Source organism: Formosa sediminum, assembly GCF_007197735.1.
Lineage (GTDB): Bacteria > Bacteroidota > Bacteroidia > Flavobacteriales > Flavobacteriaceae > Formosa > Formosa sediminum.
On the sequence record NZ_CP041637.1, the window covers coordinates 836432 to 856476 of the forward strand.

Annotated in this window: 22 protein-coding genes; 4 read left to right on the forward strand and 18 right to left on the reverse strand. The window is 31.6% G+C overall.

From position 1 onward, the window contains the following. Nucleotides 1–117: 117 nt before the first annotated feature. From FNB79_RS03760 to FNB79_RS03800, 9 genes are all read right to left on the reverse strand, one after another. Nucleotides 118–489 (reverse strand): DUF6168 family protein, encoded by a 372-nt coding sequence (locus FNB79_RS03760; protein ID WP_143380033.1) that lies wholly within the window; start codon nucleotides 487–489, stop codon nucleotides 118–120. After that, nucleotides 482–715, reverse strand: coding sequence for an AtpZ/AtpI family protein (locus FNB79_RS03765; protein WP_143380034.1), 234 nt, complete (start codon nucleotides 713–715; stop codon nucleotides 482–484). Before FNB79_RS03765 ends, FNB79_RS03760 begins: the two co-directional genes overlap by 8 nt. After that, nucleotides 687–1094, reverse strand: coding sequence for a bactofilin family protein (locus FNB79_RS03770; RefSeq protein ID WP_143380035.1), 408 nt, complete (start codon nucleotides 1092–1094; stop codon nucleotides 687–689). Before FNB79_RS03770 ends, FNB79_RS03765 begins: the two co-directional genes overlap by 29 nt. A gap of 26 nt (nucleotides 1095–1120) precedes the next feature. Then, nucleotides 1121–3688, reverse strand: a complete 2568-nt coding sequence (gene porW / locus FNB79_RS03775) for a type IX secretion system periplasmic lipoprotein PorW/SprE (RefSeq protein WP_143380036.1) — start codon at nucleotides 3686–3688, stop codon at nucleotides 1121–1123. A gap of 106 nt (nucleotides 3689–3794) precedes the next feature. Beyond that, nucleotides 3795–4502 (reverse strand): ABC transporter ATP-binding protein, encoded by a 708-nt coding sequence (locus FNB79_RS03780; RefSeq protein WP_143380037.1) that lies wholly within the window; start codon nucleotides 4500–4502, stop codon nucleotides 3795–3797. 11 nt (nucleotides 4503–4513) lie between these two features. Then, entirely contained in the window at nucleotides 4514–5992 is a 1479-nt protein-coding gene (locus FNB79_RS03785) for a DUF5687 family protein (RefSeq protein WP_143380038.1), read from the reverse strand. 54 nt (nucleotides 5993–6046) lie between these two features. After that, a complete protein-coding gene (locus tag FNB79_RS03790; protein WP_143380039.1) occupies nucleotides 6047–6739 on the reverse strand; it encodes a hypothetical protein in 693 nt (230 codons plus the stop codon). A gap of 1 nt (nucleotide 6740) precedes the next feature. Continuing rightward, nucleotides 6741–7355, reverse strand: coding sequence for a hypothetical protein (locus FNB79_RS03795; RefSeq protein WP_143380040.1), 615 nt, complete (start codon nucleotides 7353–7355; stop codon nucleotides 6741–6743). A gap of 2 nt (nucleotides 7356–7357) precedes the next feature. Beyond that, the gene (locus FNB79_RS03800) at nucleotides 7358–7696 is read right to left on the reverse strand and encodes a PadR family transcriptional regulator (RefSeq protein ID WP_143382551.1); all 339 of its coding nucleotides are present in this window, start codon (nucleotides 7694–7696) and stop codon (nucleotides 7358–7360) included. A 116-nt stretch (nucleotides 7697–7812) separates the two neighbouring features. Between FNB79_RS03800 and FNB79_RS03805 the strand changes: the two genes are divergently transcribed. After that, a complete protein-coding gene (locus FNB79_RS03805) occupies nucleotides 7813–8871 on the forward strand; it encodes a ferredoxin--NADP reductase (RefSeq protein WP_143380041.1) in 1059 nt (352 codons plus the stop codon). On the opposite strand, the gene FNB79_RS03810 is transcribed toward FNB79_RS03805, so the two are convergent. Beyond that, nucleotides 8868–9842 carry a glycosyltransferase family 9 protein gene (locus FNB79_RS03810; RefSeq protein WP_143380042.1) on the reverse strand — a complete coding sequence of 325 codons (975 nt, stop codon included), beginning with the start codon at nucleotides 9840–9842 and terminating at the stop codon, nucleotides 8868–8870. The two genes, FNB79_RS03805 and FNB79_RS03810, sit on opposite strands and share 4 nt — an antisense overlap. A 45-nt stretch (nucleotides 9843–9887) precedes the next feature. Next, nucleotides 9888–10496 (reverse strand): DUF4254 domain-containing protein, encoded by a 609-nt coding sequence (locus FNB79_RS03815; protein ID WP_143380043.1) that lies wholly within the window; start codon nucleotides 10494–10496, stop codon nucleotides 9888–9890. Nucleotides 10497–10652: 156 nt separating this feature from the next. Between FNB79_RS03815 and upp the strand changes: the two genes are divergently transcribed. Next, nucleotides 10653–11315, forward strand: a complete 663-nt coding sequence (upp, locus tag FNB79_RS03820; protein WP_143380044.1) for a uracil phosphoribosyltransferase — start codon at nucleotides 10653–10655, stop codon at nucleotides 11313–11315. Here upp and FNB79_RS03825 read toward each other — a convergent pair. After that, nucleotides 11304–12227 carry a DUF6427 family protein gene (locus FNB79_RS03825; protein ID WP_143380045.1) on the reverse strand — a complete coding sequence of 308 codons (924 nt, stop codon included), beginning with the start codon at nucleotides 12225–12227 and terminating at the stop codon, nucleotides 11304–11306. The two genes, upp and FNB79_RS03825, sit on opposite strands and share 12 nt — an antisense overlap. A gap of 40 nt (nucleotides 12228–12267) precedes the next feature. Between FNB79_RS03825 and FNB79_RS03830 the strand changes: the two genes are divergently transcribed. Next, the gene (locus FNB79_RS03830) at nucleotides 12268–12495 is read left to right on the forward strand and encodes a DUF6341 family protein (RefSeq protein ID WP_143380046.1); all 228 of its coding nucleotides are present in this window, start codon (nucleotides 12268–12270) and stop codon (nucleotides 12493–12495) included. Here the strand turns inward: FNB79_RS03830 and purD are convergent. Beyond that, nucleotides 12490–13761: a phosphoribosylamine--glycine ligase gene (purD, locus tag FNB79_RS03835; protein WP_143380047.1), complete on the reverse strand. Its 1272-nt coding sequence runs from the start codon at nucleotides 13759–13761 to the stop codon at nucleotides 12490–12492. The two genes, FNB79_RS03830 and purD, sit on opposite strands and share 6 nt — an antisense overlap. Before the next feature lie 82 nt (nucleotides 13762–13843). Here purD and FNB79_RS03840 point away from each other — a divergent pair, with 82 nt between their 5' ends. Then, nucleotides 13844–15157: a phenylacetate--CoA ligase family protein gene (locus FNB79_RS03840; RefSeq protein WP_143380048.1), complete on the forward strand. Its 1314-nt coding sequence runs from the start codon at nucleotides 13844–13846 to the stop codon at nucleotides 15155–15157. Here FNB79_RS03840 and FNB79_RS03845 read toward each other — a convergent pair. The 5 genes from FNB79_RS03845 to FNB79_RS03865 form a co-directional block, all read right to left on the reverse strand. Beyond that, nucleotides 15135–15926: a glycosyltransferase family 2 protein gene (locus tag FNB79_RS03845; protein WP_143380049.1), complete on the reverse strand. Its 792-nt coding sequence runs from the start codon at nucleotides 15924–15926 to the stop codon at nucleotides 15135–15137. The two genes, FNB79_RS03840 and FNB79_RS03845, sit on opposite strands and share 23 nt — an antisense overlap. Then, nucleotides 15927–17285: an undecaprenyl-phosphate glucose phosphotransferase gene (locus tag FNB79_RS03850; RefSeq protein ID WP_143380050.1), complete on the reverse strand. Its 1359-nt coding sequence runs from the start codon at nucleotides 17283–17285 to the stop codon at nucleotides 15927–15929. Between the two features lie 212 nt (nucleotides 17286–17497). Then, complete coding sequence (locus tag FNB79_RS03855) at nucleotides 17498–18358, reverse strand: CPBP family intramembrane glutamic endopeptidase (protein ID WP_143380051.1); 861 nt, start codon at nucleotides 18356–18358, stop codon at nucleotides 17498–17500. A 177-nt stretch (nucleotides 18359–18535) separates the two neighbouring features. Then, nucleotides 18536–19021: an asparaginase domain-containing protein gene (locus FNB79_RS03860; RefSeq protein ID WP_143380052.1), complete on the reverse strand. Its 486-nt coding sequence runs from the start codon at nucleotides 19019–19021 to the stop codon at nucleotides 18536–18538. Between the two features lie 46 nt (nucleotides 19022–19067). Continuing rightward, nucleotides 19068–20018 (reverse strand): MBL fold metallo-hydrolase, encoded by a 951-nt coding sequence (locus tag FNB79_RS03865; protein WP_143380053.1) that lies wholly within the window; start codon nucleotides 20016–20018, stop codon nucleotides 19068–19070. Between the last annotated feature and the right edge of the window lie 27 nt (nucleotides 20019–20045).

The window sequence follows — 20045 nt, forward strand, 5'->3', positions numbered from 1 at the left end:
ATTACGCTCTCTAAAATTTTGTGCAAATGTAAACAATAATTTAAAAACCCAAACCCTTTTTTTGCATATGTTTAGATTATTATACCGATTTTATAATTTTTCATAAAAACACATTAACTATTTGCTGTTTAACAGTTTTGCAACAGCTATTGCTTCCAAAGTTAAAAACAAAAGCAAAGGCACCACTAGTGCATACCGCTCCGCTTGCGCTAACTGCTCACTTTTAAATACAGTATCCTTAAATAGTAATACAAAAACGCCTAATTTAATAAGCATAAGTGCTAAATAAGTATACCCTACCTGCTCAGGGAGCGTAATTAGTACAGCTTCCATACTTATGTATACAATGAGTGTTGCTATAAAATGATAAAGATACACATGCCATAACTTATACGACATGACTTCTGTCATAAAATAATTATGAATGGTAAAAGCAATTACAAAAAGTAGTATAATAGATAATAAAAAGACGAGTATTCTTTTAATCATTTTTTTTGCTATTAGTAATATTTAATACTTGCCTTATTACAGCATACATCGCAACAAAAACAGCGACCAGTGTTACTATTTTGAAATACAATTGATTTTCGTTTTCAAATTTCTGATCTAACCATTCACCTAAGATACTCCCTAAATAAATAGTTAATCCCATTTGTAATGCTATAGAAGTAAACTTAGCATATTTATTAAGCTGTTTTTTCTTTTGACCTGTCATTTTTCATAGCCTTTACACCACTTTTCATAATACAAGTTACATCAAAATTAGCTCCTGGATCTACAGCTAGTTTAGCAACAACTACATCTCCTTGAATATTTGCAGTAGATTTTAATGTTAATGTTCCTGATAATTGTAATTTACCTGTAAAGCGTCCTTCAAAATAAGCATCTGTTCCTTCTAAAGTACCATTAATAAATCCTGTTTTCCCTACAACAACTTTACCTGGAGTTTTTAAATTGCCTTCTATTTCTCCATCAATTCTAAACCCTCCTTCACTACTTAAGTCACCTACAATTTTGGTACCTTGTGCAATAATATTTTGATTTCCTGAAGATTCTACACTTTGCTGTTTTTCTTTTTTGCTATCCTTAAACATACTAATTAATTTTGGGGCGTTAATATTTATTTGATTTCACTAAAATACGTATCTAAATTTTTATGAATCTGAATGATTTGATAATTTTCAGACGAAATAACAACATAAGGTCTTGTAATCTTATTCTTATCGCTTTTCTTGAATAAGTCCCTAAAACCTTCTGCGACGACCAAATTACTAAAACCATGCACAATAACAAAGGTTGTTGTAGGCGAATACACATCTTTAGACGAGGTTAAATCGTAATATCTTACTTTTTCGAGCTGTTGATCTAATCTTTCAGCAAAAGCATCTATATCTTCTGTTGAAGCATTATCGAACTGAAAAATAACATTAAAGCGTCTGCCATCTTCATTATTTAAAAAACCCGTGAATTTTAATTTAGGCAATACATTACGCCTTAATTCTTCTGCACGCTGGCCTTCAGGAAGATTAGCATATGTAAGCGCAACATCGTTTAACGCTTTACTATAAGCCTCATACCCATATAATCTACCTATTGCAGTTGCTTTTAGTAAATGAAATTTTGCCACAATATCATCGCCTTCAAAATTGTGTATATTGTCTTCGCAAAGCACTATAACTTCAGAATATTTCTGAGCTTCTAAAAGTGTATGTGTTTTTTCGTAAATCTTTTCTGGACTATTTAAATCTTGAGCAGCCGCCTGATTAGGATGACTTAAGACTTCTGCATAACGAGAATCTGGATGGTTATTAATAATATCACGTTTTAAGATTTCTGCTTCACCAGTTTGCCCCAATAATTCGTAATCTTTATATAAATTATATTTTGCAGGTACCACCAATCGGTTTTCCGGATTACTTTCTAAAAGTGTTTTAAGTTTGGTTTTAGAAAGTTCATAATCACTAAATTTTTCTTTATAAATAACGCCCAATTGATAATATGCAAAATTGCGTTCTTTTACGATACTGTCTATTACTTTTTGGTCTGAAGGAATTTGGTTAATGTAATATTCTGGCTGATAAACATCTGCTGTTAAATCTAAACCGTTTCTCTCTGAGGCTACAACCAATGCAGAAGGTCCGGAAAAATTCATATTAGACCAACGCCAATTATCTTCATTTTTACGGTTTCCCCAAACTTTTACAAATTCGTTCTTACCGTAAGCTGCAGTAGTGGTATTATAAAAATAAAAAGTATTTGCTATTTGAGCTACAGCATCTCGATCTTGAAATGCAGAATTTTTAGTGTTCACATTAAATCCGCTATTAGAATTTAACATCTCTTGAGCACGTGTTTCGGCTTCTAAACGCTCACGCTCAATTTCTGCCTGTTCTTTTAAATGTGTTGTATATTCTTCAAAATGAGCTAAACGTTCCGTCTCCGATAAATTAACCAGATACATAATACTATCATTAACGTTAGAAATATCTTCATAATAAATAACATCAACCAAATTATCTCGTTCGCGCTTTACCGTTCTGTATCTTTTTGAATTAAGGGTAAGATTTGTTAAGGTACTATCAAAATAAGCTCCTGCAGTTTTATATTCTGCATTATCGAAACTTAGATCGCCTAAAATTTTATAGTTTCTTGCATTTAACTCTCTATCACTTCGCTGTGTTCTAAGTGATTTATTATAGTAAGCAATCCCTAAAGAATCACTACCCGTAGCTAAATAATATTCGCCAACTTGATGATAAATTCGACCTAAATACGGGCGGTTTTCACGATCTTCCTCTAACATAGCCAAAGTTTCTGAAAACACTAATTTATCGCCATTTACGTAATCAAAATTTTTAGCTTTTTCCACATATGCTCCAATATAATAGTCTCTTGGAATTTTACGGTGCATATCAATAACACGATCAAAAGTAACATTAGCACTATCTTTATATCCTAAAATATTATACAACTGTCCTTTTATAAATAAATAACGCCCACGTTCTTCGTGTTTTGTAGTAGATTGGGCTGCAATTTCTAAATACGCTATAGCTGTATCTGTAACTTTAATATTTAAGTATGCCTGTGCCATAGTAGACGTAGCATCTGCCAACTCCTGACCTTTAAGATGTTCTAGTTTTAATAGACGTTTTAAATTCTTTATTGCCAACTCGTCGTTATCTAAACGCATATTTGTTTTTTCTCTCCAAACACGAGCAACATTAATTTTATCACTAAGCGGATATTTATAAAGTATATAATTAAAAGCTTCTAATGCTGGAACAAAACGCTGATCGAAATATCTCGCCTTACCAAGTAATAGATAAGCTTCATCCATTTTAGGGTTTTTCTCTTTCCCTTTAATATTCATGGAGTGCTTTTGTATGGCCTTAACGGCTTTTTCTTCGGCTCTAGAAAAACTTTCGTTTTTAGATTGACCAGGTAATAAGATGTCTTCAGAAAAAGCAATACGCTCTACAGGTAGCACATTCCAATAATCGTCTTCATACTCTTCATTAAGGCGATCTCGACCTTCTTCTAAAGCTATATTTCCATTATAAAGGACATTGTACTCTGTAGCCATTGCATGAAAATTCCTACTAATAAACTTATCCTTTTTACGTGAACAGTTTACTAATAGAAATGCAGAAATACATGCTATAAAAATAACCTTAAAAGATGTTTTCAACGTTGGAGTATTTAATCAACTAAATAACTTTAAACTCTTGCTATTATTATGCAAAGTGGTAAAAATAAGCATCTTTTTTGATTAACCTATAAAAATGATTTGACATTTAAACCTCTAATGTTCCTGCAAAATACGATTCTAATTCCTTAAGTGTTTCACCACTTGTAACTATATCTTTTATTATTTCGCCTTTTTCTAACACCACTATGCGCTCGCAAACATCGGTTACATGCATTAAATCGTGACTAGATACTAACACCGTAACGCCTTGTTTTTCGCCTAAATCTTTAATTAATTTTTTTAACCTTATTTGTGTGGTTGGATCTAAGTTAGCAAACGGCTCGTCTAAAATAACTACTTCAGGATTACCAATTAATGCCGCTACAATGCCTGCCTTTTTCTGATTTCCTTTACTTAAATCTCTTAAATATTTTTTTTGACCCAATATTTCGCCGTGAAAAAAATCTTCAAACTGGGCAACAAGCGCATCCACATCTGCTTTATTCTGACCGCGAAGTTCCCCGATAAAATAAAAATATTCTTCCGCTGTTAAATAACCTATTAAAAAACTCTCATCTATAAAAGACGAGGTAAATGGTTTCCAATCTTCGCTTAAATTAACTTGAATATCATTACTTGTGATATGTCCTGTAGTTGGCTGAATTAAATCTAATAACAAACTAAAATAAGTTGTTTTACCAGCTCCATTATTACCTACCAACCCTAAACTTTGTCCTTTTGGAATCTCTAAATGTTCGATATTTAAAACTTGTGTTCCGTTGTATTTTTTTGAAAGATTTGTTGTCGTTATCATACCGTAAATTTTTAGTTATTTTGATCGAAAGCAGCGATCATTTTATGTTTAGAGTCTATATATTTTTGAGTTATGAATTTCATAAATTTTTCATGAAAAATGATTCCTATAATGCCTAAAAGAATTAAGACAAAACAGCCAATTTCGAAACTGAAAAGATGATTAAAAATGGCAAAAATCACCATGGGTAAAATAATTAACGGTAAACCAATAAGCCACTGCACAGCTCCGGTACCTTGAAAATTAAAAGCAGCTCTTTCATTAAGATCTATTTTTTTTCGATTATACGAACCTCCAAATAAAATAACATACGTATTTACACCTACATTATAAACAGCCGCAGCTAATTGCGCAAGTAGAACCTTCCACCCGAAATATACATAAGGGATACACAATACAAATAGAATGATTACACTAAGCGTCATTAACGTATATTTAGATTTTAAATATTGCTTATATCTTAAATTCTGACTCATGAGCAACTTATAATACCCGCTATCCCAAGCAGGAATAAATTGTCCGAAGTTGATAAGAAAAATACCGGTTGAAAAAATCCCTACAAACGCAAAGAAATATGGCTTGTCTTGATATGTTGGGTTGGGATAAAACAGTAATCCATAAAACAATCCCATAACCAACATCCATACCGAAGATTTTGGTCTTTTATTACGCCAAAGTAATTTTAAATCTAACTGCATAAATGGTGCAATATCTCCAAACTTATTAGTCCACTCTAAGTTAGACGCATTTACTTCTTGTGTTTTTGTTTGTAATGAACTATCTAAAAATAATTTATCACGAAGTATTTTAAAATTATAAACATACAAAGCAACTAAAATTAAAATAGGCACAATTATTAATAGCGGAGTATTTGTAATTGCAAGAATTCCGTTGGCTAATAGTTCTGAAATATTTAGAATTTCAAAATAATTTAAAGCATATAATCCACCAGAAATAAGCATTATAGGTAAGAACGATAATTCTGTTTTAGACGATAGACTTTCAACTATAAAATTTAAATAATTATTAATTAGCGTAATAATTACCATAGTAAGCATCCAAACCAAAATTAAAGTCACATTATACTCTTTGGTTATAAGTGTAATCCCAAAAGGTATGATTGCAAATAGTGGTAAAAAATTAAAGAAGGACCATGCAGATTTTCTCAAAACAAAATTAACGACTTGTTTACGTTTTATTGGCAACGTAAGTAATGGCTTAACACTCAATACAGGTAATTTTTGAAAGAAAAACCTCATTAATAAATCACATAATACCCAATAAAAAATATAACTATTAAACTTTACAAAGGGATCTTGTTCTGGAAACATCTTTTCAAGTAAAGGATACATCCCTATACCTAATGCTAAGAATACAAGTATAAAATATAATGCAAAAAATCCCATTAATATTTTTAGTCCTAAGCTTTTTCCAAAACTTGCAGACCTGGTAAATTGTTTCCATTCCAGGTTTAAAAAGTGTTTAATCATAATTAAATGTGGTTGGGTTAGGTTTTTATATAGGTAGATCTAAGATATTAAATGTTACACATAATATGCTTTATATTCTTCTTTTAAGTAGGTTGTAATTTTTTTGGGTACTATAAATAAGATTACGTAGCTAAGAAGCGCGAAGGCAACTACCCCAAAACTGATTAACATTATTTGATAGTCCTGATAAACTCCCTGATTTTTTGAAAGCCTTGGAATAAACTGAACAAACGCACCAGCCACACCAATGAAACCACCAAGATTCCCTATCAGTTCTTGGTACATCCATTTACGTCCAGTATGTTTTTGTTCCCGTTTAATACTTTTATTTAGCCGCACCACCTTTACAGTATATAGTATAAAAAATGTAACGAGAAGTCCCGAAATGGTATAACCAAAATGTGGCGTGTATTTTAAAATTAAAAATGACAAGCAACACATAGCTAATGTGAACATTAATTTTGGAAGTGTAAAAAAGCACTTATAAATATCCCAAACGGCACGCCAATAGTATTTGTTTAATGCTTTTGCCTTAGCTTCTAGTACATCTTGAAAACCAAAAACACCGAACTTTTTGAAGGCAACATCTAAAGCGGCTTCAAAAGTGTGCTCAGGATTCGTTTGCCATTGCTCTTCAATATCGTTCGCCAAGTGATCGACTAACTCTGTTTGCACATCGTAAAATTCAACAAAATGTTTTCTTGTGAATTGATATAATTTTTCTATTTGCTCTGCCGACAACTTCATATTAATTAAACTGTTTTACGATTTGTTTGTGCTTTTTTAAAAACACATTAGAACTATAGTAAATCAAGAAAACATTAAACAAAAACCATACTGATGTATTTAACCCTTGACCAACAACAGATATGATTACAGGAAAAAATACAACGCTCCATATTTGAGTTCTAGCAATAAAACTATAAACAGTTTTTTTAGTAGACTTTCTAACTTTATTAAAATTAACTAATGAAATAATTGAGAATAAAAGTGCAACCCCAATAATAACAAACTTTAAGAATGCGGGGATTTCAACTTCTTTATTAAGAAAAGGAAAAAGGAAGCATGATAACGTGTAAATTATAAAATACTTTAAATATATTTTTTTTGCTTTATCAAGGATCAGTTTTGGTGCAGGAAACATTACACCAAAAAGCAAACTACTAGTTTGATAAAAATGAGCATTCCATTGTTTAGTAACATGAAGAAAAGCAGACTCGAAATCAATCCCCGAACCATTAATTTCCTCTTCTATTTGCAATATTATATGATCCAAAATTTCAAATCTTAAATCCACATAAATAATCCCTTTTGAATCAAGATATTTTTCAATCTGTCTTATTTCATTTGTCGATAACTTCATAATTACTCTAAACTAAATTTAGGATTCACCAATACTTTCATCGTTTCTATATAGCGTTCTAATTCCGATAATTTATCGGCTGTTTCTTTTGTTCCTCGCTCGGTTAACTTATAATATTTTCGCAAACGATTATCTACTTTCACAACCTCAACCTCTAAAAACCCATCAGCCTCTAACTTATGCAATGCAGGATACAAAGCACCTTCGGTAATAGATAATTCACCCTGAGTTAAAGCCTTAACTTTCTGAGTAATTTCATAACCATACATACTATCCTTTTCTTGTAACAACTTTAGAATGATAGTATTTAAACTCCCTTTATATAAATTATTGTTTGCCATAATACCGTTAAATATAGGGATTAATTTTAAATACATAAGAATCTGATGTATTATTTTTTTTCTTAATTATATTTATAAACCTTTTAGCTTCACTAAATTTGTAAAAAAGAATTTCAATGGCATTCCATAAACTTGCAATACAAGATATAAATAAAGAAACAGCAGCTGCAGTAACAATTAGCTTCGATGTTCCTTCATCCTTAAAAGAAAAATTCAGCTTTAAAGCTGGACAATATATTACATTAAAAACTGAAATAGACGGCAAAGATATTCGCAGAGATTATTCTATTTGTACATCTCCAAAAAGCGGCACATTAACGGTGGCTGTTAAAGCTATAGAAAACGGTCTGTTCTCTAAATACGCTAACACAACTTTAAAAGTAGGAGATGTTTTAGAGGTCGCAGAACCTAACGGACGTTTTGTTTTTGAAGCAGATGCTTCTAAAACTAGAACGGTTGCTGCTTTTGCTGCCGGGAGCGGAATTACCCCTATAATGAGTATTGCTAAAACTATTTTAGAAGATGAACCTAACAGTCATTTTATTTTAATTTATGGTAATAAAACACCTAAAGACACTATTTTTTTCAACGCATTATTAGCACTTCATAGTAAATATACTGAGCGTTTTTCTATTCAAATGATTTTTAGTCAATCTCAAGAAGAAAACGCTATGTTTGGAAGAATAGAAAGAAGTACAGTTAATTTTTTATTGAAAAACACTTATAAAAATAATAAAATTGACACCTTTTACTTATGTGGTCCAGAAGGTATGATTACCACAACAAAAGATGTACTGAAGGATTTTGGTGTTGCAGAATCCGATATTCATTTTGAATTATTTACCGCACCTGTTACCTCTGAAAATACAGCAAATACAACAGTTGTTAATGATGGATCGACTATCATAAAAATTATTGTAGATGATGAGGAAACCGAATTTGTCATGTCTCAGAAACAATCTATTCTTGAAGCTGCGATAGCAAAACAAATTGATGCACCATATTCTTGCCAAGGCGGAATTTGTAGTAGTTGTATTGCACGTGTCACAGAAGGTGCAGCAACCATGACCCAAAATAATATTTTAACAGATAGTGAATTGGCAGAAGGCTTAGTATTAACGTGTCAAGCACATCCTACAACTCCTTCTATCGTTGTAGATTACGACGACGTTTAAATTACAGATAAAATTTTATTAACAACGGTTTCCGGAGCAATCGTTCCGGAAGCTTTTTCATACCCTTCAGGAAATTTGTTTCCGTAAATTGAAGTTGGAATTAACGGGAATTCAACCCGATCGGCCGTTAAAGCATAATGGTCTGGTTGATTGAAAGGCCCAAAACCAGCAAAGGGATGCGTAACACCCCAAATAGTTATTACTTTTTTCCCCAACATAGCAGCCATATGTCCATTACCAGAATCCATAGACAGCATGACGTCTAGGTTAGATATAATATCTAATTCTTCATTAAAATTTAATTGCCCCGCAAGATTAACCACATTGTTATACTTGGATTGAAATTTATTTAATATTTCAACCTCTTTAGCACCACCACCAAATAAAAACACTTTAAAATCTTTAGACAACGTTTTTATAACTGATTCCATGTTATCTAAAGGATACATTTTACTCTCATGAGCTGCAAAAGGTGCAATACCAATCCATTTCGTATCATGATGTCCCAAAATAACTTGTAATTTATCTGATAAAATTGAAGGCTTTGGAAAAGTAGGCTTAGATAAATCTACCGGAAACCCTAAACTTTTAAACACCTGAGCATAACGCTCAATAGTAGTTGGAAGTTGTTTAAAGATTGTGCCCTGTGTTAATGCTTTCTTTTCACTTCTACCTTTATTTATTTGTGCAAATGGAATTCCAAAACAGAACAGTTTTAAAATTTTAGTACGCAGCACATTATGAATATCTGCCACAGCATTAACATTCAATTTTTTAAGGGATTTAGACAGTTTATATAAACCTAACACACCTTTGTGTGCTCCTTTTAAATCTGCTGCATATACAGATACTTGATTTAAATCGCGAAAAAAAGGCTTAAAAAACGGTCGGGTTAACACCGTAATCTTTAAGTCGGGATATTGCATTGTTAACGCCCGTAAGACAGGTACAGACATTGCAACGTCTCCCATAGCAGAGAGACGTATAATTAATATATGTTGTGCGTGCTTAGCCACTTATTTTTGAGAACGTAAAACAGGATTAAGCTCATCGTCATTATACATTTTCATCTGTTTGTATACTTTCATATATTTTTTTCCAGATTCAATATCTTGTAGTAATGTATCTATGGCTGTAGATAAATCTACACGTTGCTCTAAAAGAATATCTAACTTTGTTTGGCAAGCAGCTCTATGAGCATCAGTAGCGTCTTCTCGAGTCGCTTCTTCTTCCATATGGTATACTTTTAAAGCCAAAATAGATAACCTATCTACACCCCAAGCAGGACTCTCTGTATTAATTGTAGCATCTGGATTTGGTGTAATATCTTTATATTGTTCTAAAAAATAGCTATCGATATACTCTACCATATCTGTACGATCCTGATTAGAGGCATCAATCTTACGCTTTAACGTTAGAGCAGCAACCGGATCTATTTGTGGATCACGAATAATATCTTCATAGTGCCATTGTACAGTATCTATCCAGCATTTTCTATATAATAAATGTCCTAATAAATCTTCATCTTTAGAGTAAGGATTTAAAAATTCTTGATCTACAGTATTTATAATATGATATGTATTTATAGCTTCTTGAAAAATAGCATTTGCCTTAGTTGTAAACATAATTTTTATTTTAAAACACAAACCTACATATTTTTTAGCTAAAAGCTCTTAAATCGATTATAATGTAGATCTACATTTGATTGATTATTAAATATAAATACAAACGCAAATTTACTTCTAAATAATTAACTTTACCACACACCTTAAAAGAGACTCATGTTAATTCACAATTTATCTAAAGAAAACACCATTTTAAATGTATTTATGTCTGAATTACGAGATAAAACCATTCAAACAGACAATATGCGTTTTAGACGTAACATTGAACGTATTGGCGAAATTCTGGCATACGAACTTAGTAAGTCGTTACATTTTAAAAGTAAAATTATTGAGACCCCTTTAGACACTACTGAAATTAATTTACCAGAAAACGAGATTGTAATTTGTTCTATTCTACGCGCTGGGATACCATTACACAATGGTCTTTTAAATTATTTTGATGCTGCAGAAAACGCATTCATATCAGCTTACAGACACCATAAATCTGCCCCTGAACGTTTTGAAATTATTGTTGAATATTTGGCATGCCCAAGTTTAGAAAACAAAACTTTAATTCTGGCAGACCCCATGCTAGCTACAGGCCAATCTATGGTTGCAACTTACGAAGCTTTAAAACCTTTTGGCACTCCCAAAGAAATACATTTAGTAAGTGTAATTGGAGCTGAAGAAGGCGTAGCATATGTATCTAATCATTTTAAAAATGAAAATGCGCATTTATGGATTTCTACAATAGATAAAAATCTAAATGAAAAAGGCTATATCGTTCCTGGTTTAGGAGATGCAGGAGATTTATGTTTCGGACAAAAATTACAACAGTAATAAACAAAACGGAACAAAAATTAAAAGACCAAGAAACAGTTCTTTAAACCATTTATCTTGAATAGTTTCTAAATAATTTGTTATAATTACAGCCAAAGGCGCAAAAGAAAACAAGAACTCTCCGCCTTCTTTTTTAGGAGATAAAATCATGATACTACAAGCAATAAGCGCGGCTACAAGTACAACTTTATAAGCGGGTTTAAAGTCACTTTTTTTAGATTTAATGGTACGTATATAAAATACCGAAGACCAAATTCCGAAAGACACTAGCAAAGTAACACCAATAATATACTGCGGCGTGTTATATACATTAAAGTTTAAATTAACAGCTGGAAGCAAATCTAAAGCTGAAAAAAAATCATTATAAACCAGTATAGAGTAAGAAATACCTAGCACAAAAACAGAGCCTACACCTAATACTGGAATAATCCAATCTTTTAAATTTGTATTGGAATGAAATAATAATGCCACATAAATTAAAATAATAAAAAGGATAGCCCAAAAGTAAAATAAAGACGCTATAGCAATCCAAAATGCAGCATCAAGCAGTTTCTTTTTCACGTCTATTTGCGATCTTAAACTTAAAATTCGACGTGTAGCTAAAAGAATAAAAAAATTAGCATATACAATATTTTCACTTAACATAGTTTGTGGCAAAGCCATTAAAAACAAAGCATATAGCAGAATTTCGTAACTACTTTTTTGTGTTAATTTATTTTTACTCACTAAAAAATCGAGCACTAAAATTGAGCAGAAACTGGCACAAAACACAAAAAAATATTTAACATAATGCTGTACTAATCCCGCCCCTTCTGTGTATTTAAAATGGGCAATAAAAAAAGTTGCAACGGTTATTGCAAATACAACTAGAAAGTTTATTGGTTTAGATTTACTAAAAATACTTGTAATCATTAACTCTTTTTGTATTTTTGTTTTGTAAATATACCATACTATGAAAGATTTTTTTTACGCGATACAGGATTTATTTGTCAATGTATTGTTCGCTCCTCTGGACGCTATTAGAGAACTTGAACTTACAAACTGGTTTGCAGCAAACGCATTCTCATGGATTTTTATATTAATCGGTATGGGATTTTTTGTATACTGGATGATCCAATTAAAAGGGTTTAATGACAATAATGAAGAAGATAAAAGTATATCTTCTCATTCATTTCTATAAATCGAAACCAATATCTTTACGATAATACATCTTATCAAAATGTAGTTTTTCTATATTTTGGTAAGATTTTTTTATGGCCTCTTGGTAAGTATTACCGTAAGAGGTAATCGCTAAAACACGGCCTCCTGTTGTCACAATTTTCCCATCTTTGACATCTGCACCAGCATGAAACGGAATAGAACCTTCTATAGCCTCTAGCCCAGTAATTTCTTTTCCTTTTTCGTAAGCTTCAGGATAGCCTCCAGAAACAGTCATTACTGTAGTTGCTGCACGCTCGTCTACCTCTAAATCTATTTCATTTAAAGTTCCGTTAGCAACAGCTTGAAACAACTCTACTAGATCGTTTTTAAGTCTTGGTAAAACAACCTCGGTTTCTGGATCTCCCATGCGCACATTATACTCAATAACCATAGGGTCGTCTCCCACTTTTATAAGTCCGATAAATACAAAACCTTTATATGGTAAGTTATCTTTAACCAAACCATCGATAGTCGGTTTTACAATTCGAGTTTCGATTTTTTCTAAAAATTCATCAGTAGCAAATGGCACTGGAGACACGGCTCCCATTCCACCTGTATTTAAACCGGTATCGCCTTCACCTATACGCTTGTAATCTTTAGCCGTTGGCAATATTTTATAGTTAGTGCCGTCTGTTAACACAAAACAACTTAATTCAATTCCATCTAAAAATTCTTCAATTACAACTTTAGTACTTGCTGCTCCAAATTTAGAATCGACCAACATGGCTTTTAATTCAGCTTTAGCTTCATCTAAATCATTTAAAATTAGCACGCCTTTTCCTGCTGCTAACCCGTCTGCCTTTAAAACGTATGGTGCTTTTAAAGTTTCTAAAAATGCATAACCCTCTTCTACATTAGAGGCATTAAAACTTTGGTAAGCCGCTGTTGGAATATTATGTCTGAATAAAAATTCTTTAGCAAACTCCTTACTGCCTTCTAATTCTGCGGCAGCTTGTTCTGGTCCGATTACAGCAACATGTTTTAATTTCTCATCGTTCAAGAAAAAATCATGTACCCCTTGCACTAATGGATCTTCGGGCCCCACGACAACCATATCAATATTGTGTTCTAATACTAAGGTTTTAATCGCTTCAAAATCTGTTACACCTATGGCCACATTCTCTGCTATGGCTGCCGTTCCCGAGTTACCCGGAGCAACAAATAGTTTTTTACATAATGGACTTTGAGAAATTTTCCATGCGAAAGTGTGTTCTCTTCCGCCTGAACCTAGTATTAAAATTGTCATATCAAATATAGTTTGAAGCAAAAATAATTGCTTTTACGCTTAAAAAATAATTATTTTACAAAAACATATACATCATTCTCTTTTGAAGATATTCAATCTTACGTTACAACTTAATGGTTTCCCTTTACAGGAAGCCAAACGCACACTTTCTAATATTCAAAAATTAAATGCAACGGCGTATGAAGACTATCTAAATTCTAAAAAAAGAGAGATTATTGCATTTCATTTAAAACATAATTCGTTTTATAAATCTTTCGGAAAAAATATAGATCTAGAACATTGGAATTCTGTTCCTGTAATGACAAAACGCGATTTACAGCAACCATTAAATCAGCGATTATCTGAAGGCTTTTCGCCTAAAAACGTATACTTAAATAAAACGTCTGGTTCGTCTGGAGATCCGTTTGTGTTTGCAAAAGATAAAACCTGCCATGCTTTAACTTGGGCTGAAATACAAAACCGATTTGGTTGGTATGGTATCGATTTTAACCGTTCGCTTCAAGCACGATTTTATGGTATTCCGTTAGATAAATTTGGCTATTATAAAGAGCGTATAAAAGATAAGCTAAGCAGCCGTTATCGCTTTTCTATTTTTAATTTAAGCGATACTGCTTTAGACAATTATCTAAGCATTTTTAAAACCAAACCATTTGATTATATAAATGGTTATACGAGCGCTATTGTACAATTTGCTAAATATTTAAACACTAAAAATCTGGTTTTAAAAACGGTATGCCCTACTTTAAAATGCTGTGTAGTTACATCGGAAATGCTTTTTCCTGACGACAAACTACTTTTAGAGCAGCAATTTGGAGTTCCTGTTATTAACGAATATGGCGCCTCTGAACTAGATTTGATTGCTTTTCAGAACCCAGAAGATATTTGGCAGGTAAATAGCGATACGCTTTTTGTTGAAGTTTTAGACGATAAAAATTTACCTTTACCTTACGGACAAGAAGGCCGAATTGTAATTACTTCGCTTTACAATAAAGCACATCCATTTATTCGATACGATTTAGGCGATATTGGGGTTCTATCTAAAACCAGTACATCACAAAAACCTGTTTTAGAAAAGTTAATTGGACGTACAAATGATATGGCTATATTGCCAAGTGGTAAACGCGCAGCAGGATTAACATTTTATTACATTACAAAAACCATTATTGAAGACGATGGTAATGTAAAAGAATTTGTAATTACCCAAAATACAGCAGCCGAATTTAAAATAGATTACGTGGGTAAATCTGAAATTTCTAAACCTAAACAACGCGCTATAATTGAAGAAATGACACGATATTTAGAAGCTGGCTTAATTATTACTTTTGAAAAACATAATGTTTTAAAACGCTCTAAAAGTGGTAAATTAAAACAATTTAAGTCTTTGGTGTCTCAATAGTATTTTTAGACTTTACAAAAATATATTCGTATATAAAGAGCAACATAAAATATACAGATTTTACTGTAGAGAAATTAAGTCCTGTTTTATAAACGGAATAATTATATTTTATGAGGCCCAGTTTATTAGCCGACATAGAATTTGGTTGTAACCTATAATTAGCCAAAGGCTCTTGAATACCTATTACGGGCTGTTTGGTTCGTTTTACGGCCTCTAACCAAAGTAACCAATCTTGACGTTTTCTTAAGTTTTTGGTATAAATTTTACCTAAACGCTCAGCATTATAAACACCTGTTAAATTACCGATATAATTACATTTTAAAAGTTTGTTATAAGTAAGTTTTTTTAATGCTTGTACGTGTTGTCCTAATAGGTTACCGTTCGCATCCATAAGATTATAACTAGAAAAAGACACTTCGAGTTGCCTAGATTCCATTAACCCGATTTGTATTTCTAATTTTTCTGGAAGCCAAAAATCGTCTGCATCTAAAAAAGCTATATAAGCACCTTTTGCTTCTGCCATTCCTTTATTTCTAGTTATAGCTGCACCAGAATTTTGTACATTTTTGTACAAAAATATATTTGAGTGTTTTTTTTGAAAATCTGATATGATTTCCAAAGATTTATCCACAGAGCCATCATCTACAAGTATAAGTTCCCAATTGGTATAGGTTTGCGATATCACACTCTGGATAGTTTGTGCTATAAATTTTTCGGCATTAAATACAGGTGTAACTACAGATACTAATGGTGTTGAGACGTGATTCATTTAATACGCTTTTTCTTCTCCTTTAAAAGCATTTAACAACGTTTGGAAGATAATTTTGATATCTAGTAATAAGGACCAGTTTTCAACATAAAAAATATCGTATTTCACTCTATTAATAATATCCTTATCTGTCTCTACTTCTCCTCTAAATCCGCTTATTTGTGCTAAGCCTGTTATTCCTGGTTTAACGAAATGGCGCACCATAAATTTATCGATTCGTTTGGCGTACATATGTGTATGACTAACCATATGTGGTCTAGGTCCAACCACAGACATATCGCCAAAAAGCACATTATAAAATTGAGGCAACTCGTCTATACTTGTTTTTCTAATAAATTTACCAACTTTAGTAACCCTAAGATCGCCTCTTGTGGCCTGATATAGATGTGCATCTGTATTGGGAGTCATAGAACGAAATTTATAGCACTTAAATTCCTTATAGTTAAAACCATTTCTAGATTGCTTAAAGAAAACAGGCCCTTTAGATTCCAACTTTATTATTATTGCTAGAATTGGTGTTAACCAAGACAATATAAATACAATGATACATACAGAAAAAACAATATCAAATAACCTTTTAATAAACAAATTCACATCGTCTTGTAGAGGAATGTTTCGAAGTGATAATATGGGAATAAAATCGTAATATTCGTATTTTAATTTTTTAGAGTAAATTTCTTTATTATCGGGTAAAAATTTTAAAATTTTTAAATTGTTATCTGCAAAGCTAACCACTTGTAAAATCTGACTATTAGACAACTCTGTAATAGAACAATAAATTTCGTCTACTTGTCTTTCTTTTATAAACTTTAAACAATCATCTAAAGAGTTTTGATTTTTATCTCTTAAATTAAATACTTTTTTAAGCGAGTATCCATATTCAGGATTATTTTTAAAAAATGTTTCTAATGCATTGGTTTGTCTATTTTTACCAATTATCACCGTTTTTCTAACATTCCCTCCAAAAGATGCACGGTATTTTTGAAGAAGATAGAATATTGTAAATTTAGCTAAGCCAATAAGCAAAAAAACCAAACCAATATACTTTAAAACTTCAGTACTCTCTACGTTTAAATTATGTCTAAATCCAAAGTAAGCAAATACAATTAAAGTAAACAATACGGTTTGTTTAAGCAATAATGACATGATGGTTACTTCTCGTGTAAAACGATACACTTCGTAAAAATTAGAGTATAAAGAAAGAATCACCCAAGTAGAGGATACTAAAGAAATAAATAATATAGGCTTAACCGTAGGAAAGAAAAAAGATAAGGCCAAAACATTTATTATGCACAAATCTATGGTGTACGAAATAGGTCTTAAAAACCCTGAATATCTACCTTGTTTAAACGTCCCCACTTACCCTTTTAATTTTAACTTTTTGATATAAAAAACACCTTTTTACTGTGACATTAATGAATTTGCAAAAATAACAAAGTAAGTCGGTTTTAATACAAACTACACTATTTATTCAATGCTTTTCGACATCCAGTAAATGCCTTAAAGAAGCTATATAATAATTAGTTATTTATGACTCTAACACCATTTAACGCAAAAATTTAATTAAAATTCTACGTTAGTTGTGTTTTATTTTTTGAATGCTTTTCTAGATAGAAGTAAATACAAGTAATAGTTATAATTTGAGCTAAAATAGAGAGGTAAGATCCTTCAAATCCAAAAGCACCTCCATTTAACTGATTAAAATCTAAAATTTTAAATTCTATTAATGAATACGCATCTAATCCGCTTACATTAAATCCGAACAGAGATTGAAACAGATTCCAACTTAAATGCAATGCAATCGGGAACCATAAGTTTTTTGTATACAGATAAGACAGTCCTAACAAGATGCCAGCAAGAAACAAATTAAAAAAAGCAAAAGCGTCTATATTAGGATTTGCTAAGTGCATTGTAGCAAACAAAATTGAAGATAAAATTAACGCCACATAATTATTTAACGAATACATTAGATTTCTTAATACATAACCTCTTAAGAGTGTTTCTTCTACTATTGAAACAACAATAAAAAGCAGTGTAGTAGTGATAACTTCTTTAAAATTAAAATTTAATTCGACATAAAATATTTCATCTAACAACACTAAAATTATATAACCTAAAGCCATAATAATTAGCCCAACAGCTAAGCCTAAAAAAACATCTTTCTGTCTGTTTTTAATTTGAAAACCAAGATTAACGAAAGGTTCTTTATCTAATTTCTTCATAAAAAACCATAGCACTAAAAACGTCCCCATTAAATCGAATGTTTTTACAATTAAGTGCTGTATTGTATTTCGCTCGTATTCCGGATTCATAAACTCTACACCTGCTAAATACAATCCTAGAATTTGGAATAATCCTACCACTATAAAGTAAGGCAAAATAAGTAAAAGCACCCTTGTCCAAGCGCCTTTTTTTAGACTTTCCTCTATCATAATTTGTCGACTTAAATTTGGGATAAAGATAAAATTTTGAAAAGGAATTTTGTTACGGTTTTTCCGTAATAAAATAGAGTTTTAACATCATAAAAAAATAGGCATACTATTAAAAATAGTATGCCTTATTAACAAATTAACAAACATTCAGAATAGTGTAAAACTCTGATTTTTTATTTAGAAAAACTGTCCCGTTTTTAGGTTTCGTTTTATATCCGAGCTAGATTTAACTACACCATGCATAGCAACATATATACCAGATTTCACCAAATTAGTGGTAGCTATAGCAGTTCCTAATTGTATGGCTGCGTCTGAATTGTAAAAGCGTTCAGGAAGCATAGCGCCAGTAATAACAACAATCTTATTTTTAACATGTTGTTCTAAATATTTAGCGGTCTCTATCATGGTATCTGTGCCGTGAGTTACAACGTATTTACTTTCAGGAGATTCGTTAATTAACTTCGCTATATTGGCTCTATCATGGTCTGTAATTTCTAAACTATCTTTTTTACAAACTGAAACAATTTCGTATTCAAAAGACGGATTTAATTTTTCTAGAATACGCGTTACTGCTGGTGCTCCAAATTCGAACGCCCAACCTTTGGTAGTATGCGGATATTCTTTATCTATAGTACCTCCTGTTTGAATAAATACTAGTTTCATTTTAGTTCTTTTATACAATGAACCCTTAGGTTCTATAAACACTACTTTACTTTATAGTTATAGTTTCTAAATGTACTGGAACAATAACTTTAGAATTTGGAGAAGCTATTTTCACTTCTTCAATAAAAGGTTTTACTTTTTTATTTATAGCCTCGTCTTGAGAAAATCCATACGGTACTCTAAAATTATCCCAATGTGTAGGAATAACAATTTTAGGATAATTAGTTAACGCCATTAAACGCTCTGTGTACTTGTATATTTCTAATCTAGAAAAATTAACACCAGGCAAAATAATATCCGGTTTTAAACCATCTACTTCACGTTCTAAAAAGTTCATAGAACCTGCTGTTAATACTTTATGATTATTGAAACGCACTAAAAACATTAGTGACTTCCCCTCAATAAAATCTTCTAATTTTAAAGGCAAATCTATGTCTTCATCATGCATTCTAGAATCATAATAATGCTTATCATTTAATGCGGAATGTATTGAAGGAATAACTCTAACCGAAAATTTATCAAACTGATAATCTTCTCCACCACGCACTCTAAGCAACTGTTTTTCTGGAATTCCATATGCTTTTAAGATTTTACAACTGGTTTCTGTAGCAATAACTGTCGCTCCTGTTTTTTTTGCAATGTATGGTACATCTGCTAAATGATCTAGATGCGAATGGTGTACAAGAATAAAATCTATTTTTTTATCTAACACCTTATCTATAGTAACTGTATCGGGTACATAAACATCTTTAGGGTAAAAGCTTTTTCTAGTATCATCTTTACTATTAGCTGGGCTATCTCCTAACTTTAATCTAGACAAATAAGGATCTACTAAAATAGTAAGATCTCCTTCTGTCATTTCCCAACCTGCTCCACCTAGATATTTCATTTTTAGCTCTTGAGCACTAGAAATTTTCACAAAACCACAAGCAAACACTAGTAAAAGAGCGGCCTTAAATATAAAATTGCCTTGTGTATTTTTATTTTTTGGGTTCATATTAAATTGTATATTTTATTAAGTATG